The organism is Arthrobacter sp. 05T444 (genome assembly GCF_056395905.1).
In genome coordinates this window covers 1-510 of record NZ_JBFTKK010000063.1, presented here as the reverse complement: position 1 = coordinate 510, position 510 = coordinate 1, and the positions used below count along the sequence as shown (strand labels likewise).

The window sequence follows — 510 nt, the reverse complement described above, 5'->3', positions numbered from 1 at the left end:
TCCTGCTGGGCCGCGTCCTCCTCGCCCTCGCGGACGATGAATCCGCCGCCCACCGAGAAGAAGGTGGCGGTGTGCAGCACCCCGCCGTCGGAGTCGGAGACCGTGAAGGTCATGCCGTTGGTGTGCCTAGGCAGGATCGTCAGCGGACGCAGGACCATGTCCTTSACCCCGTAGGGCAGCGGCACGGAACCGGCCAGCTGCAGCGTGCCCGTCTCGGCGATCGCCGCCAGCCGTTCTTCGACCTCGTCCGGCAGGATCTTCTCCGGGTGGAAGCCTTCGAGGCCGAGCAGGATCGCGGTCATGGTGCCGTGGCCGTGGCCCGTGGCCGCCAGCGAACCGTACAGGTCCACCCGCAACGACGCCACCCGGTCCAGGTCTCCGGAAGCCTTAAGCTCCTCGGCAAACACCGCGGCAGCACGCATGGGGCCCACCGTGTGTGAACTGGACGGGCCTATTCCGATGGAGAAGAGGTCAAAGACTCCAACAGCCATTGTCGGTTCCTAACTAGGT

Annotated in this window: 1 protein-coding gene; it reads right to left on the bottom strand. The window is 66.4% G+C overall.

The window, feature by feature from the left end; translation table 11 throughout:
- The coding region (locus AC1DD3_RS22085; protein WP_476882530.1) for a serine dehydratase beta chain at nucleotides 1-491 on the bottom strand (491 nt) is incomplete at its 3' end.
- Between the last annotated feature and the right edge of the window lie 19 nt (nucleotides 492-510).